At 63.9% G+C, this 487-nt stretch carries 1 pseudogene; it reads left to right on the top strand.

Annotated features, from left to right (window positions below):
• Window positions 1-487 (top strand): annotated as a pseudogene (locus tag B3P22_RS08480) (tryptophan--tRNA ligase); the annotation flags it as partial.

The raw sequence follows: 487 nt of genomic DNA on the forward strand, positions 1-487 counted from the left end.
GCTGATCAAGGGCGATGACCCGGCGCGCAGCCAGCGGTCGCGTCTGGAGATCGCCGCCACCTGGCTGGCGCGGGGCCTGGATACCGACAAGGCGACTTTCTACCGTCATTCCGACATTCCCGAGATTCCCGAGCTTTGCTGGCTGCTGACCTGCGTCGCCGGCAAGGGCCTGCTCAACCGTGCCCATGCCTACAAGGCCTCGGTGGACAAGAATATAGAAGCCGGTGAAGACCCGGACGCCGGCGTGACCATGGGCCTGTTCAGCTACCCGGTGCTGATGGCGGCGGACATTCTGATGTTCAACGCGAAGAAGGTGCCGGTGGGGCGCGACCAGATCCAGCACGTGGAAATGGCCCGTGACATCGGCCAGCGCTTCAATCACCTGTTCGGCAAGGGCAAGGACCTTTTCGTGCTGCCCGAGGTGGTGATCGAGGAGGAGGTGGCGACGCTACCGGGCCTCGACGGGCGCAAGATGAGCAAGAGCTAC

This window comes from Pseudomonas sp. UBA6323 (assembly GCF_002439135.1).
Classification (GTDB): domain Bacteria; phylum Pseudomonadota; class Gammaproteobacteria; order Pseudomonadales; family Pseudomonadaceae; genus Aquipseudomonas.